General features: G+C 36.3%; 11 protein-coding genes. 1 reads left to right on the plus strand and 10 read right to left on the minus strand.

The genetic code is table 11. The features are described from left to right. The first annotated feature begins 228 nt into the window (after positions 1-228). The gene (locus AC5YGG_RS05370) at positions 229-1,347 is read left to right on the plus strand and encodes an FAD-dependent monooxygenase (RefSeq protein WP_496143440.1); all 1,119 of its coding nucleotides are present in this window, start codon (positions 229-231) and stop codon (positions 1,345-1,347) included. Between the two features lie 108 nt (positions 1,348-1,455). Here the strand turns inward: AC5YGG_RS05370 and AC5YGG_RS05375 are convergent, their stop codons facing one another. From AC5YGG_RS05375 to AC5YGG_RS05420, 10 genes are all read right to left on the minus strand, one after another. Then, positions 1,456-4,254 carry a multicopper oxidase domain-containing protein gene (locus AC5YGG_RS05375; protein WP_496143441.1) on the minus strand — a complete coding sequence of 933 codons (2,799 nt, stop codon included), beginning with the start codon at positions 4,252-4,254 and terminating at the stop codon, positions 1,456-1,458. A gap of 90 nt (positions 4,255-4,344) precedes the next feature. Continuing rightward, the gene (locus tag AC5YGG_RS05380) at positions 4,345-4,818 is read right to left on the minus strand and encodes a DUF3347 domain-containing protein (protein WP_496143442.1); all 474 of its coding nucleotides are present in this window, start codon (positions 4,816-4,818) and stop codon (positions 4,345-4,347) included. Positions 4,819-4,934: 116 nt separating this feature from the next. Then, a complete protein-coding gene (locus AC5YGG_RS05385) occupies positions 4,935-5,315 on the minus strand; it encodes an HYC_CC_PP family protein (RefSeq protein ID WP_496143443.1) in 381 nt (126 codons plus the stop codon). Between the two features lie 175 nt (positions 5,316-5,490). Then, a complete protein-coding gene (locus AC5YGG_RS05390) occupies positions 5,491-7,731 on the minus strand; it encodes a TonB-dependent receptor plug domain-containing protein (protein ID WP_496143444.1) in 2,241 nt (746 codons plus the stop codon). Between the two features lie 43 nt (positions 7,732-7,774). Further along, on the minus strand, positions 7,775-8,584 hold the full coding sequence (gene kdsA, locus AC5YGG_RS05395) for a 3-deoxy-8-phosphooctulonate synthase (protein WP_496143445.1): 810 nt from the start codon (positions 8,582-8,584) through the stop codon (positions 7,775-7,777). Positions 8,585-8,913: 329 nt separating this feature from the next. Next, entirely contained in the window at positions 8,914-9,393 is a 480-nt protein-coding gene (locus AC5YGG_RS05400) for a MarR family transcriptional regulator (RefSeq protein ID WP_496143446.1), read from the minus strand. Position 9,394: 1 nt separating this feature from the next. Further along, positions 9,395-9,883, minus strand: a complete 489-nt coding sequence (locus tag AC5YGG_RS05405) for a GNAT family N-acetyltransferase (RefSeq protein ID WP_496143447.1) — start codon at positions 9,881-9,883, stop codon at positions 9,395-9,397. Positions 9,884-10,052: 169 nt separating this feature from the next. After that, positions 10,053-11,468: an efflux transporter outer membrane subunit gene (locus AC5YGG_RS05410; protein ID WP_496143448.1), complete on the minus strand. Its 1,416-nt coding sequence runs from the start codon at positions 11,466-11,468 to the stop codon at positions 10,053-10,055. 85 nt (positions 11,469-11,553) lie between these two features. Then, positions 11,554-14,700: an efflux RND transporter permease subunit gene (locus AC5YGG_RS05415; protein ID WP_496143450.1), complete on the minus strand. Its 3,147-nt coding sequence runs from the start codon at positions 14,698-14,700 to the stop codon at positions 11,554-11,556. Then, complete coding sequence (locus AC5YGG_RS05420) at positions 14,700-15,884, minus strand: efflux RND transporter periplasmic adaptor subunit (protein WP_496143451.1); 1,185 nt, start codon at positions 15,882-15,884, stop codon at positions 14,700-14,702. The genes AC5YGG_RS05415 and AC5YGG_RS05420 overlap by 1 nt, the downstream gene beginning before the upstream one ends. Position 15,885 lies beyond the last annotated feature (1 nt).

A 15,885-nucleotide genomic window follows, 5' to 3' on the forward strand; every position in this document is an offset into this window, starting at 1 on the left:
TATTTTATTATACCTTAATTTATGTGGTTTTTAAAAAGTGAATTTGGGGATATGAGGCATATTATAATCGCCACTAATGCACGAATTATTTTATTATACCTTAATACATGTGGTTTAAAAAAATAAATTATTGATATGAAGCATATTATAAAACATAAGAATTTTATTCGTGCATTAGTAGCAAAACACAAAATTGCTTTTCCTGAAAATCAATTTAAAAATTAAAAAATGAATACCATATCAATCATCGGAGCCGGAATTGGCGGACTCACACTTGGAAATGTCCTTCAACAATATGGATATGATTTCACCATCTATGAATCTGCACCGGAGATAAAACCCGTGGGAGCAGGAATTATGATGGCTGTAAATGCTATGCAGGTTTTCGATACATTGGGATTAAAAGAGAAAATTGAAAATGCAGGAAATAAAATTCACAAAATTACTCTGTCCAATGAATCATTAAAGCCATTTTCAAAAACGGAAATCCTTGAGCTTGAGCATAAATATAAATCCTGTAATGTGGCAATTCACAGAGCAGAACTGCAAAGAATTCTTGCTGAAAATCTGAATTCGGAATCCATTAAACTTAATCATTCTTTAAAGAAAATAGAAAAAAAGGAAAACTATATTCTGGATTTTGAAAATGGAGATCAGATAGAAAGTAAAATAATTTTTGGAGCTGATGGTATTAAATCTAAAGTACGAAATCAGATCTTAAAAACTGGGAGCATACGAAGTTCCGGTCAAAAGTGTTGGCGTGGTCTTGTAGATTTTGAATTACCGGAAGGATATCATCATGAAGCTTTTGAGATGTGGGGAAAAGGAAAACGGTTTGGGTTTGTAAAGATTTCCGATAAAAAAGTATATTGGTATGCCTGTATTAATGAAAAAAGTTTTAGCAGGTATTTAGAAGTTAGGGATATTTTTAGGGATTATAACTCTTTAGTTTTAAATCTTATTGAAGCAACCGAAAAAGAGAATATCATCAGTAATGAGATTTCAGACCTTACTCCTATTCCTACATGGTATTCTGAAAATCTTTGTCTGATCGGTGATGCAGCTCATGCCACAACACCCAACATGGGGCAAGGTGCGTGCCAGGCAATTGAAGACGCTTATATCATTGGTCGATTATTGGCTCAAAATAAAAACTTTAATTCAGTGTTTGCCGAGTTTCAAAAAATCAGGAGAAAAAAGGTAGATTATATTGTGAATACAAGCCGGACAATTGGAAAAATTTCTCAATGGGAGCATGGAAATTCGATTCGAAATTTTCTGATGAGTTTGATTCCTGAGAATGTCAATCGGAAAATGGCGCAAAAAATTATTGAATTGGAAATGTAATATATGTCTCGACTAAAGCCAAAAATAAATTTTTAAATAAAATTTGATTAAAGCCTGAATCATTTGATATGTAATAAAAAACGCCTCACAAGTGAGACGTTTTTATGTTTAATAGGTTAAGGTAACACCGGCTCCCCAGCCCATTTCATTATCATAATTTCCGGATAGCGATAACCATTTCTGAACGATATATCTCAAGCCTGTAGAAAACTCACCATCAGAATTGACACTGAAGTTTCCTCTCCATCTTCTGGAAATCGGGATATCTTCTCTGCTCAGTTCCAACAGTACTTTTCCGTTATGGTCTACACTGGCATCTGCTGTGATCAGCATTGGCAATACATATTGCATACCGACAATGAATGAATATCTACTTTTTGAAGCTTTCTGTTGTCCAAACCATGTTTTCTTACCGTGAAAATCCATTCCCATATCTTCTGCCATCTGTCTTTCCATGATCTCATGATTTTTCTGAAATCTGAATCCTGCATAAGGAAGTGCCCATTGGAATTTACCTAAAAATCTTCCTGCTTTTACGCTTCCTTCAAAATGATCGAAGTTCCAGTTGGTATGAAATTCATTTAAGTTTGCCCATCTTGGTCCGAACATCGTCATTGTTTCTGCATGTATTTTATTGCTTGCAACATCCAGCATTGCCATGGAGCTTACCATTTTATTGTCTTTCAAAAAGTTTTTCCAGGCAAGTTTTCTGTTCGGAAGCTGTGGATTCGGTTTTGAATTTTCATAACTGAAGATTCTTCCCATTCCTGCCATCATGTGATATAGAATATGACAATGGAAAAACCAGTCTCCATCCTGATTAGCGGCAAATTCAATGGTTACAGTTTCCATCGGCATAATATCTACTACATTTTTCAAAGGTGAATATTCTCCTTTTGAATTAATCAGTCTGAAATCATGTCCATGAAGGTGCATCGGATGACGCATCATGGAATTGTTATATAATTTGATTCTAAGGATTTCTCCTTTCTTAATCAAAATTTTATCTGTTTCTGTAACGGTTTTGTTATCCAGTGTCCACAGATAATGGTTCATATTTCCTTCCAGGGTAAACTTCATATTTCGAACGCTATCTTCCGGAAGAATTGTTTTTTCAGGGGACTTTAAAATATTATAAGACAGTCTTTTGATCGTTTTTTCTTCCTTCATATCCATTCCTGAATGTTGAGAATGATCTTCTTTCTTATTATCTTCCTTAGTTTTCACACCCATCATCTCGTTGATGTGTTTCGCAGTCATTTTTCTTTGACTTTCTGGAATTTCCGGATACATTACCTCGTTCATATCCATCATCTGATTTCCCATCGTCATGGTCATTGGCTTCATATTACCACTCATTTCCATCATTCCGTTCATCATTTTCATTCCTTCAAAGAGCATCAATCTTGGCAAATTGGGAGCTTCCACTTTATCTCCTGAGCCTAGCCAGAGTGAAGCGTGCCCTATTCTGTCTTCTGATGTGGCACGGAATTCAAAGCTTTTATTTTCAGGAATGGTAACTTCAATATCATAGGTTTCGGAAACACCTACAATCAAACGGTCTACTTCCACCGGAACTACGTCATTTCCATCATTTCCCACAACTTTTATTTTTCCGCCACCATAATTTAGCCAGAAATAGGTGGATGAACCTCCGTTGGCAACTCTTAGCCTTACTTTATCGCCAGCTTTCAAATTAGAATAATCAGAACTTGGAACTCCGTTGATTAAGAATTTATCATAATAAACATCACTTACGTCCATTGCTTCCATCCTTTTCCATTCGTTTAAAGCTTTTGTTCCAAAATTACCGGATTTAATGGCTTCCCAATAACTCTGCACTGCATTTTTTTTCACAGCATACCAATCGGTATTTGCCATATGAAGTCTTCTTGCAATCTGCATTGGATCATCGTCACTCCAATCACCCAATAATACAGGGATATCCGCATTATATTCTGGTTTTGGCTCTCCTTCTCTCTTCTTAAATACTAGAATTCCGTTCATTCCTATCTGCTCTTGCAAAGCTTCATGTGAATGGTACCAATATGTTCCGTTTTGAGAGATTTTAAACTTGTATAAATGTGTTTCTCCAGGTTTTACAGGTTTTGTTGTAAGATAAGGAACACCATCATGTTCGTTAGGTAAAATTACCCCATGCCAGTGAAGTCCTGTATTTTCTTTTAACATATTGTGCAGATAGATTTCTGCTGTATCTCCTTCTGTAAAATATAATGTCGGAGCCTTAAGTTTACCGTTGATAGCGAGTGCTCTTCTATTTTTACCTGTAAAATTGACAATAGTATCTTTTACATATAGATCATATCGTACAGTTTTACCTCCAAAAGTAACCTTCCCGTTTTCTGAGTTTCTTTTTAAGATAGATTTTTCTTCTTTTGGGCTGTCAACGATTGCTTGTCTATAATCTTCTTTTTCAACCAGTTCCATTCCGCATTTTGGGCATTTTCCCGGCTTATCTGAAATCACTTCAGGATGCATCGGGCAAGTGTATGAGATCTGAGGTTGAGAGGCAGATCGAGATTTATTTTCAGATTTTAAAGCTGGCTTTCCACTCTGAAGTTTTTCAGTTTTTTTAACAGGAATTGCTTTCTTGACTTCTTCAACTTTATTGATCTTTTTAACATCAACTTTAGCTTTATTGACTTTAGTTTCTACTGGTTTTGCTTTGGGCTCTATTTTAGGTACAGGCTTTACAGCCGGTTTTGCAACAACTTTGGGCTGTACTGCAACGGTTTTCTTTACCAATGTCATCTTGCATTTTGGGCAGTCTCCCGGTTTTGAAGATACTACCTCAGGGTGCATGGGACAGGTATAATAAGTTTTCGTTGTCTGTGCGAAGGTAAAAACAGAGAATAAAAGCACCAGAAACATTATTAGTTTTTTCATAATATTTCGAACTTTTTTAAAAGTTACGCGACTTAAATTCAAATATAAAGTAAATCGCGCAACTTATTGTTTTAATGAATATTACATTTACTATTTAATTTCTGACTTTACACTTCCACATGAAAGCATAGATTTTCCGTAGTAAGGATTCATAATCTGTTTTTCATCACTTAGCCAGCTACCATCAGCCATTGGGCAATATTGTACATATACCGGTTTTTCAGAAAGTTTAAATTCTTTTGTAAGAGCAATCATATTGTCTGAAAGGTTAAAGAATGTTTCTCTCTGAGCAGCCACTGTTCTTGCCTCAGAAATAACGGAAGCATCTTTTCTAAGAATATTAAGATTTCCTTCTGAAACTAGCTTATAATCAATTGTAGAAGCTGTTTTAATGAATTCTGTAGCAGCTTTTGAAGTTTTATCCGCATCATCTGACGCTAAAGCTGATTTGATCGCAATATAGTTCTGATACAGTTTTGAAACTTGAGCATCTTTTTTAGACTGTGCTGAAAGTGAGATGATTGAAAATAAAGATAGTGCTGCTGTAATGATATACTTTTTCATTGTTTTAAATTTTAGAATTAATTTTTTTTAATAAAGAATAATGTAACGCACAGGTAATGCGCCAAGGCATGTCATATTTCACGATGTTTTTAAACACCGGAAACGACTGACGGATTCTAAATTCTAAAATTACAATGATTGATATAGATAGGGACCGGTTGGTATTCCGGAGGTCCATTAATCTGAATTTGGGTAAATTTTGTTGCAGAGAAAGATTTGTCTGTAAAAACAAACTGATGTTTCACCGGAATTTCCGAAATCTGACCTAAAAAATCAATTTTAAGCAGATCAGATTTTTGGGAATCATCAACTTTTACAACTTTGATCTCTGTTTTGCAGCATCCTTTTTTATCTTTAACACCACATTTGCCACAAATATCATCAACTTTCTGGCTTACAGAAACGAATTCCTGCATACAATAATGAACGCTAAATGCAGCTCCGGAAGAGAATCCGAAGTAGAAAATAGAGAATAATATGGCAAGAATCTTTTTCATTGATAAGGCAAAGTTAAAAATATCCGGGATATCGTTGTTATAAAATTTTGTAATGTTGTTATAAAATTCAGGTAAATAAAAAAAGCCTCCGGAAAAATCCAAAAGCTTTTTATCTTTATTTCGCTGATTATATTGTAAAATGTGGTCAGAAAAATTTAATTTGTAATTTTTGTTTCTACAGTTTGAATTCTAATTTCACATTGAAGAAACGCCCTGTAAGATATACGGGAACAGGATAAATATTGTTTGAATTATAATCTGTAATCCACTGGTTTGCCACGGCATTATTAATATTAAAGGCATTGAAAACCTGCACTCCTAACGTCAATTCCTGGAAATTGCCCCAAAAACCGGATCTCTTATTTTTATCTTTTGGATCAATAAAGACTTTTGATAATCCTATATCTACCCTTTTATAAGAAGTAAGCGTTTTTTGATAATTATATGCTGCATTAAAGTCTGGTTGTCCATTCTCATTGAATAATACTGGTGAACCTGTTGGTAATCCCATAGCATAAGTTAGGGTAAGATTTACCCTCATGGAAGGAAACTGCGGCATATAATCCTGATAGAACATCGCAACTCTTAATCTTTGATCGGTAGATCTTGGAATGTTTCCTTTTCCATCAATATTTTCGTACACTCTGGCATAACTTGCAGATAACCAAGAATCTACCCCCGGAACAAATTCTCCAAACAATCTTGTGTCTATCCCATAAGCATATCCTTTAGCATTGTTTTGACCTGAGTAACGGACTCTTACATTATCCATATAGTATGGAATCAGATTATCCATTTTTTTATAATAAAGCTCTGTTGTAAGCTTGAATGGTCTGTCATACATATAAAATTCGTAGTCGTTAGCAAGAATTAACTGCATGGAACGTTGTGATTTTATATTGGAATTGAAGTCACCATTCAGATCTTTGATCTCCTTATAGAAAGGTGCCTGATAATAAATTCCCCCGGAAAGTTTGAATAGCATATCTGAATCCCAATCTGGTTTTAACGCTACCTGGAATCTTGGTGAGAAAATAGTTTCTTTATTGAAGCTCCAGTTTGACACTCTTACCCCAGCGTTCACAAACATTTTGCTCGCTCCCCAATAGAATTTATGTGAATATTGTGCGTATGCTGATAATCTTGTAGGCTCAATATTATTCTTCCCTGCGATGTAATAGAACAGACGAAGGTTTCCTGATGTAGGATTTGTTCTTGGATCAATTACTTCAGGTCTTGGAAGGCTATATCCGGCAGAGTCTACCACTCTCCATTCATTGGTAAGATCCTTTAGATTCTCTTTTTCATATTTAAATCCAACTTCAATATCACTGTTCACACTAGGCGAAAATTTCGCTCTGAACTGTGTTCCATAAGTTCTTACAAATAAATCGTTTCTGGCATGATCTATCTGGCTACCTCCATCATAAGATGAAACCGGCTCTTTTGTAATAGGATCGATTACCTGTAACTGATAACCAGATTGTATAGTATAGTATTCTCTTTCTCTGTTCTGATAGGCAAAGGCATCCATTGTAAACTTCCATTGATCCGAAGGCTTATAGTTCAGTGAGAAAGTTCCCATCATATTTTTATATTGGTCATTCTCCTTTCCCCAATAGCTTATATCAACAGACATGGGTTGCAATTGGCTTCCGAACTCAATCTTTTTTTCTTTAGGAATCATTTCGTAATCATTCTTGGAATAGTATCCAATAAACGACATGGAAAGTTTATCATTCACATGATAATTCAGATACGACTGAAAATCCCAATAACTAGGATTAAAATTGGTATCTTCCTTTAAAGTATTAAGAACAAGATTGGTATTTCTGTATCTTCCTGAGAATAAAGCAGTAAATTTTTTATTTTTTGATGCCAATCCTGAAGTTAGTCTGCCACCAATTAAACTTGCTTCTCCTGAAACTTCAAATTTTTCAGGTTCTCTGTAGTAAACATTTAAAGCTGAAGCCATTTTATCGCCATATTTAGCTTCAAATCCTCCAGCTGAAAAATTTACTGTTGAAACCATATCCGGATTAATGATACTCATCCCTTCCTGCTGAGAATTTCTAATCAGGAAAGGTCTGTAAATCTCTATATCATTGATGTAGATAAGGTTTTCGTCATAGTTTCCACCACGCACCATATATTGGGAAGAAAGCTCAGTATTGGAATTTACGGAAGGTAATGTTTTAAGCAATCCTTCAATTCCTCCACTGATTGAAGCTACAGCTTTAGCCTCTTTCGCAGAAATTTTCACATTGGTAAGGTCATTGGTTCTTCCTGTTGTTTTTTTCTGGAATACAATTTCCTCTATATCGTTCACTTTAGTGGTCGCCGTATCTTTTTTTCTTTGTTGAGAGAAAATAAGCATTGGGACCATAAGGCTTAGCGGTAAAACTAGTTTTTTCAAAAGAAATATTTTAGAATTTCTAAAATTAATGTTTTTTTAACAATTACAAAATCGATTCTCTAATTCTTGTTAATTTTTGTAATAAATCTTCTAATAAATCCAGCCTTAACATATTAGCTCCATCAGAAAGTGCTGTTTCCGGTGTCGGATGTGTTTCAATGAAAATTCCGTCTGCTCCTACTGCAATACCAGCTTTGGCTACAGTTTCAATAAGTTCTGGTCTTCCCCCTGTCACTCCAGAGCTTTGGTTAGGCTGTTGTAAAGAGTGAGTAACATCTAAAATTACCGGCGCATATTCTCTCATCGTAGGAATACCTCTGTAATCCACGATTAAATCTGTATATCCGAAAGAATTTCCTCTTTCAATGATTGCTACTTTCTGATTATCAGAATCCGTAACTTTCTGAACAGCAAATTTCATAGCTTCCGGAGAAAGGAATTGTCCTTTTTTCAAAGTCACACATTTTCCTGTTTTTGCAGCAGCCACCAATAGGTCTGTCTGACGTACAAGAAATGCAGGAATCTGAAGAACATCTACATATTGCGCAGCCAATGCAGCGTGCTCATTTTCGTGAATATCCGTAGTGGTAGGAATATTGAACGTCTCTCCTACTTTTTTAAGAATTCCAAGAGATTTTTCTTCTCCGATGCTGGTAAAAGAATCTACACGGCTTCTGTTTGCCTTTTTGAAACTTCCTTTAAAAATATATGGAATATTATATTTGTCTGTAATATTAATCACTTTCTCAGCAATTCTCAAAGCCATATCTTCTCCTTCAATAATACAAGGTCCTGCAATAAGGAAAAAGTTCTTTGAATCTTTGTGCTGAATATTATCTAAATACTGAATCATTTTGTTGTAATTAAAAAGTTCAGTAAAAATACTGAGAAAGTTTTAGAAATGGAAATTATTTGGTTTCGAGTTTAAGTTTAGGGGGGTAAGGAAAAATGATATATCATTTTGATTTAATTAATTTTTTACAATAAAGATCAATTGCAAAACTATTCCACGGCTTTTTCATAACAATTAAAGATCCCTTTCCGGAAACGAACAATCCTACAAGATCATATCCCTTTTTAGTATAAACAATATTTGCTGTATCATTAAGAAAAAGCATCAAATCTGATGGGACATTCCTGATCCTATTGTCATTGTTTAATAGTTTTGTTATATAAATACGGCTACTTTGAATTTTTAATCTGCAAAGCTCTTTGATAAAATGATTGGGTTGCAATTTTCTCTTCTGCTTCATTAAGAGCTTTCAGAAGATTATTCTGATTGTCTGCAATATCTCCCAATACCTGAGACATCAGTTCCCAGACTGGTTTCATGCTTTCGATAAGCTCACTGCCCTTAGAAGTGAGTTGAAACATCCGTTTACGTTCATCTTTTTTATCTTTTTTCCATTCTATCAGCTCCAGTTTTTCCAGTTCTTTGAGTAAAGTGATCGTTGAAGGATGGGTGTATCCTATTTCATTGGCAATTTCCACTACGCTTACCAACTCTTTTTTATAAATGGTAAAAATGACGGGAAACCATTTAAGCTCAAAATCAATTCCGAAAGCTTTATAGATCATTGCACCATCTTTTCTCAACTGTTCACTGAGACGGTGCATTCTTGTAGATATGGCAAGGATTCCTGCCTCGTTAATTACATTCATATCAGTTAATATGTAAATGATAAAAAATATCGTCAGCACTCATTAATGGGAAACGTACCGGAAGTTTTTCTTTTTCAGTTTTCACAAAATTATTTCTTTCATAAAAACGTTGTGCTGCCTTCAAAACCGTTATTGTTCCCAAATATAGATCATCAATGCCTTTTTCCCGGCAAAAAGATATTAATATTTCAAGAAGGATCTGAGCAATATTCAGTTCTTTACCTCTGAACTCTTTTTTCACAAACATCTTCCTGATCGCTCCTCCTCTTTCATCAAACTTTACTAAAGCAATAGAGCCCACAAGTTCTCCACCTATAAAAGCACCCCAAAAATTGCCTCCCGCTTCATGGTAAAAGCTTTCAATCTGCATAAGATCCGGCTGATCTTCTATGGTAATAGGAATATTAAATTCTTTTTGCTGAATACTCAGAATCAAATCAATTGCCTGTGCTGAGTAGGAATTGTCTAAAGATTGTATTTGCAGTTTCATCGTTTTTAATTTTTAAACATTTTATTAAAGTATAAAACTACGTAGTTAAATACATATATGCAAATTATCAATTATTTTTTTTGACTTTTAACAGAAATTAAAGAGGTGACAAAAAACAAAACCGTGCATCATTACTGATACACGGTTTTATTTTTATTGCAAAATATATTTACTTCCAGCCTCCGCCTAAAGCCTGATAAAGCTCAACGGCAGCTTTCATTTTACTGTATCGTGCATTGGAAATATTAAGTTCTGCATTCAATGAATTCACACTTGCATTCAATACTTCAAGATAGTTTGCCATCCCATAGTTTACCAATTCCTGAGAATAGTCAACTGATTTTTTGTAGGCATCCAGCTCTTTTTGTTTTAAGTCAATAAATGAATCCTGAACGGAGAAAACCCTGATGGCGTCAGAAACTTCTTTTCCTGCTGTAAGAACGGTTTTTCTAAAGTTTAAATAAGCCGTTTCCTGATTAGCAAGACTTACATCGTAATTCGTCTTGATCGTTCTTTTGTTTAAGATAGGTTGTGCCAATCCAGCCACCACGTTTGCAAATAATGAATTTACACTGAACAAATGATCAATATCCACAGACTGAAGCCCTCCTGTTCCGGTAAGCTTCAACGTAGGATAAAACTGAGCTTTTGCAGCATTTGTTAATTCAAAAGCATTCATAAGGTTGTATTCCGCTCTCATTACATCCGGTCTGTTGGCTAGCAATTGAGTTGGGTAACCTAATTTAAGATCGATTGGAAGATTTTGTCCTTCTAAAGTGGATCTCTCAATGGAATGCGATGATTCTCCCATTAGAAGACTCATTGTATTTTCAAGCAGCTGAATCTGGGTATCGATATCAATCAATAAAGATTTTGCATTGAAAACAAGGGCTTCACTTTGCTGTACCGCTACTTCTGTAAGGGTTCCGGAAGCTTTTAATGCTTTTGTCGTCTCTAGGTTTTTCTCACGTACTGCAATGGTTTCCGTAATGATCTTTTTCTGCGCATCAAATGTCAGCAATTGATAATAAGCAGAAGCAATGGATGCAACAAGGCTGCTTTTTACCGCTTTATGAGCTGCAACAGTTCCAAGATAAGTAGCAAGCTGTGCTTTTTCCTGAGCTCTTAACTTGCCCCAGATATCTGCTTCCCAGGTAATGTTTCCTGTAATATCAAACTGATTAACATATCGTCTTTCTCCAATGATCTGACCAAACTGGGTATTGATAGACTGCGTTTGGAAAGTATAATTGGGACCGATGGAAAGTGTCGGCTGATAGGCTGCTTTACTTTGTTTCAGATAAGCTTCTGCTGAATTGATGCTTTCTAATGCAATTCTGATATCCAGATTGTTCTCCAAAGCCTTAGAAATATGCCCCTGAAGTACAGGATCTGTAAAGATCTCTTTCCAGGAAACATTTGCAATAGTAGCACTGTCTGAAGGAAGCATATCGGTACGGAAAAGCTTTTCGTCAACAACGTTTTTCGGTCTTTCATATTCTTTTCTAGCCATACAAGATGTAATGGCTCCCAATATGATTGCTGAGAAAGTTATTCCTTTTATGATGTTTAATAAACTCTTCATTGTTTAAAATTAGAAGTTAGAAATTTGAGGATGGAAGTTGAGCAACAGTTGATCACTCAACTTCCATTTCCCAAATTTTTAATTTTTACTCGGCTAAATTGATTTCTTCTTTTTTAATAGGCTTGATCTTCTCCTGTATGGTTTCAAAAATGACATACAATACCGGAATTACAAAAAGTCCTAAGATGGTTCCTATCAATAATCCAATAGCAGCACCAGTAGCAATTGATCTGTTTCCTACAGCCCCGATTCCACTAGCAAGTACCAATGGTAATAAACCGAAGATAAAAGCAAATGATGTCATCAGGATAGGTCTTAATCTGGCTTTTGCCGCATTGATTGCAGACATTACAATGGTTTCCCCGTGATGTCTTCTCTGAATGGCAAACTCAACAATAAGGATGGCATTTTTCGCCAATAGCCCTACCAGCATGATCAATGCAATCTGGAAGTAAATATTATTTTCCAATCCCATGATCTTCTGTCCGAAATAAGCTCCCATTACCCCTAAAGGAAGAGAAATTACAACGATCAGCGGAAGAATATAACTTTCATACTGTGCAGAAAGGATAAAGTATACGAAGATTAAACTCAATGCAAAGATTAATAAAGTCTGAGATCCTGAATTCAATTCCTCTCTTGATAATCCTGTAAATTCTACAGAGTAATTTTGATTCAATGCATCATGCGCTACCTGTTGTACAGCAGCAATGGCATCTCCGGAACTGAATCCAGCAGAGTTAGCTCCAGTAATTTTCACCGAGGTAAATAGGTTGTAACGGCTTACTGATTGTGGTCCATATGCTTTTTTCAAAGTTACAAACTGAGAGATTGGAGACATGATTCCTGAACCTGTTCTTACATACAATTCATTCAGATTATCAATGCTTTTTCTGTTATCAGGAAGAGCCTGAACCATTACTCTGAACTGTTTTCCGTATTTCGTAAAGTCAGCGGTGTAGATACCTCCGATATACCCCTGCATTGTAGCAAGGATATCACTTACAGAAACTCCAAGCTGCTTAGCTAATGGAACGTTTATATCCATTTGATACTGCGGATATTTTGTATTGAATGAGGTCTGAGCAAATTCAATTTCCGGTCTCTGCATCAGTTTTCCGATAAATTCGTTTGTCTTTGCATCAAGATCTGCATATTCACCTCCTGATTTATCAAGTAATACCATTTCAAAACCTGCACTACTACCAAATCCCGGTACACTTGGAGGTTGGAAGAAAACGACTTTAGCATCAGGAACAGACCCTGAAATACCAAAGAGTTTTTTAGTAATATCTTCGGAAGTTTGTCCGCCGGATTTTCTTTCTTCAAATGGTTTTAATTTGATGAAGGCAAGACCGTTATTACTTCCATTTCCAGATAAGAAACCTCTACCGGTAGAAATAGTAACGTTCTGTACTCCCGGAACTTTCATTGCGTTTGCCTGAAGAGTTTTCAGAACATTATAAGTTCTTTCCATAGAAGCACCCGGAGGAAGCTGAACATCGGTAAAGATAATCCCTCTGTCTTCTGTAGGTACGAAACCTTTCTTCATCGTACCGCTTGCCCAATATAGAATACCTCCTGTTACAGCAAAGATAACCAAGGTAACCCATTTATGTCTTAATAAGAATACAAATCCTCTTCCGTAACGTTCTGTGGTTGTCTTAAAGGCTATGTTAAATTTATAGAAGAACTTCTGCAGGAAATTCATGCTTTGATATTCCTTATGATGTTCTGTGTGTGGCTTTAAGAATAATGAACATAAAACAGGGCTCAATGTCAATGCATTAATAGCTGAAATCACAATCGCTACAATCAATGTAATACCAAACTGTTGGTAGAATACCCCTGTAGGACCTTTGATAAACGTTACCGGAATAAATACCGATGCCATTACCAATGTAATAGAGATAATCGCTCCCGTGATCTCATCCATTGCTTCTACCGTCGCCTTTTTCGCATCGGAAATACCGTGTTCCATCTTGGCATGTACAGCCTCTACGACCACAATGGCGTCATCCACTACAATACCAATTGCCAGTACAAGGGCGAACAAGGTTAATAAGTTTAATGAATATCCAAATAAATTCAGGAAGAAGAATGCTCCCACAATAGATACCGGAACTGCAATCGCCGGAATCAAAGTAGATCTGAAATCCTGAAGGAAGATATATACAACGATAAATACAAGGATAAATGCTTCAATCAGCGTATGTACTACCTTCTCAATAGAAGCTTCAAGGAATTCATTCGTATCAAAGTTATACGTATACTTTACACCTTGTGGGAAAGTACTTTCTGCTGATTTAAGGTAATCTTTAATATTCTTAATAATTTCCTGCGCATTGGATCCCGGTGTCTGGAAAATACCCATACTGATGGAAGGGCTGTTTCCGTTTTCCCCGATTCCTGAGTAAGATTGTCCGGCAAGTTCTACTTTAGCAACATCTTTTAACATAAGGTTTTGCCCATCCTTAAGAGCTTTGATGATGATATTATCATACTGACTCTTATCGTTGAATTTCCCTACATATTTGATGATATATTCGAAAGAACTTCCGCTGTTTTGTCCGATAGAACCCGCAGCCGCTTCTCTACTCTGCTCGTTGATAGCATTGGTAACGTCTGTAGGAGTTACTCCATAAGCAGCCATTTTTGCAGGATCCAGCCAGATTCTCATGGAGTAGTTTTTACCCCCGAAAACGTTAGCATCCCCTACACCATTAATCCTTTTAAGGTTCGGAATAACGTTGATATTCAAAAAGTTCTGAAGATACACATCATCTAAATCCTTATTTTCAGAATAGAAAGACATATACATCAGGGCACTCGTCTGCTGCTTTTGCGTTACAACCCCAGAACGTGTTACTTCGGCAGGAAGTAAAGGTGTCGCCCTAGCCACACGGTTTTGTACGTTTACCGCCGCAATATCCGGATCTACTCCTTGCTTAAAGAAGATCTGAATATTGGCAGAACCATCATTTCCAGCAGAAGAAGTAATATAATCCATTCCTTCTACCCCGTTGATCTGTTCTTCTAAAGGTACAACCACACTTTTCATTACAGTTTCGGCATTGGCACCCGTATAGTTTGCGGTAACACTTACCGTAGGCGGAGCAATGTCCGGATACTGTGTAACCGGTAACGCGATCAGTCCTAAAACACCGAGAATCACAATTAGAATTGAGATTACAGTGGATAAAACCGGTCTGTTAATAAAGTTTTTTATCATTAGAATTTCGGTTTTATTGATTGAACAAGACTATCCATTTTGATTGGTTTCGGCTTCACGGCTGTTCCCGATTTAAGACCACCAATTCCGGCTGCAATAACGGTTTCTCCTTTATTTACACCAGATTTAATAAGAGCCAGATTGTCAATTCTGTCGATAACATTTACCACAACGTTTTTAGCAGTATCTTTTTCTACTTTATACACATAAACAATACCCTGCTGTTCATAAGTGGCACTTTCCGGAACCACTAATACGTTATCATATCGTTGTGGGAATCTGATAGTTCCACTGTTTCCATTGCTTAATAGTCTTTGAGCATTGGTGAATCCCACTCTGAACTGAATTGTTCCCGTTGTAGGATCAATTTGCCCCGTAATAGCCTCAATTTTACCTTTTTCAGGATAAAGGCTACCATTGGCAAGTTGTAACTCTACCATCGGAAGGTTTTTGATCTTTTCAGGTACAGAAGCTCCCGGAACTTTTTCAAGGAAATCAAAATATTCTTTTTCATTCATGGCAAAGTAAGCAAAGATCTGAGAAGTATCAGAAATTGTTGTCAGAGGAATCTGATCAGATGGTCCTACTAAGCTTCCTACTTTTAAAGGTAACTTCCCGATAACTCCGGAAATAGGCGCACGAATAATGGAATATTCAATATTTGCCTCTACTCCTTTATAGTTTGCTTCAGCCTGTCTTTTAGCAGCATACGCCTGTTGCAGCTGAGCTTGTGCCTGTGCCAGTTGAGCCTGTGCAGATTGTAACTGAACATTACTGATAATGTTTTTCTGAACCAGCGGCTTCAGTTTATTTACTTCCACCTGTGCGGCATTTACAGAAGCCTGAGCGGCAGCAATATTAGATTCGGCAGCTCCGATTCCGGCTTTGGAAGCGGCAGCATTTTCAGTAAGGATATTGGTTTCCAAACGGAACAATGGCTGTCCTTTGGTAACGTATTGTCCTTCATCTACTAATAATTGGGTTATATATCCCTGTATTTTAGCACGTACATCATTATTTACCCTACCCTGAATGGTTGCCGGGAAAGTCTGATAACCTACTATATTTTTTGACTCCACAGAAACAACAGGATATGGCTTGGCACCATCCTGTTTCGGAGCTTCTTTTTTGCAGGCTGTGAGTGAGAGCGCTGCAATCGAAAGTATAACTAGCTTATTATTCATT

This window comes from Chryseobacterium sp. CS2K3 (genome assembly GCF_059515185.1).

Excerpts from the sequence above, each read along its gene's own strand:
- AC5YGG_RS05415 (WP_496143450.1), bottom strand. The coding sequence starts at position 14,700 with ATGATAAAAAACTTTATTAACAGACCGGTTTTATCCACTGTAATCTCA.
- AC5YGG_RS05400 (WP_496143446.1), bottom strand. The coding sequence starts at position 9,393 with ATGAATGTAATTAACGAGGCAGGAATCCTTGCCATATCTACAAGAATG.
- AC5YGG_RS05380 (WP_496143442.1), bottom strand. The coding sequence starts at position 4,818 with ATGAAAAAGTATATCATTACAGCAGCACTATCTTTATTTTCAATCATC.
- AC5YGG_RS05370 (WP_496143440.1), top strand. The coding sequence starts at position 229 with ATGAATACCATATCAATCATCGGAGCCGGAATTGGCGGACTCACACTT.
- kdsA (WP_496143445.1), bottom strand. The coding sequence starts at position 8,584 with ATGATTCAGTATTTAGATAATATTCAGCACAAAGATTCAAAGAACTTT.
- AC5YGG_RS05385 (WP_496143443.1), bottom strand. The coding sequence starts at position 5,315 with ATGAAAAAGATTCTTGCCATATTATTCTCTATTTTCTACTTCGGATTC.
- AC5YGG_RS05375 (WP_496143441.1), bottom strand. The coding sequence starts at position 4,254 with ATGAAAAAACTAATAATGTTTCTGGTGCTTTTATTCTCTGTTTTTACC.
- AC5YGG_RS05410 (WP_496143448.1), bottom strand. The coding sequence starts at position 11,468 with ATGAAGAGTTTATTAAACATCATAAAAGGAATAACTTTCTCAGCAATC.
- AC5YGG_RS05420 (WP_496143451.1), bottom strand. The coding sequence starts at position 15,884 with ATGAATAATAAGCTAGTTATACTTTCGATTGCAGCGCTCTCACTCACA.
- AC5YGG_RS05405 (WP_496143447.1), bottom strand. The coding sequence starts at position 9,883 with ATGAAACTGCAAATACAATCTTTAGACAATTCCTACTCAGCACAGGCA.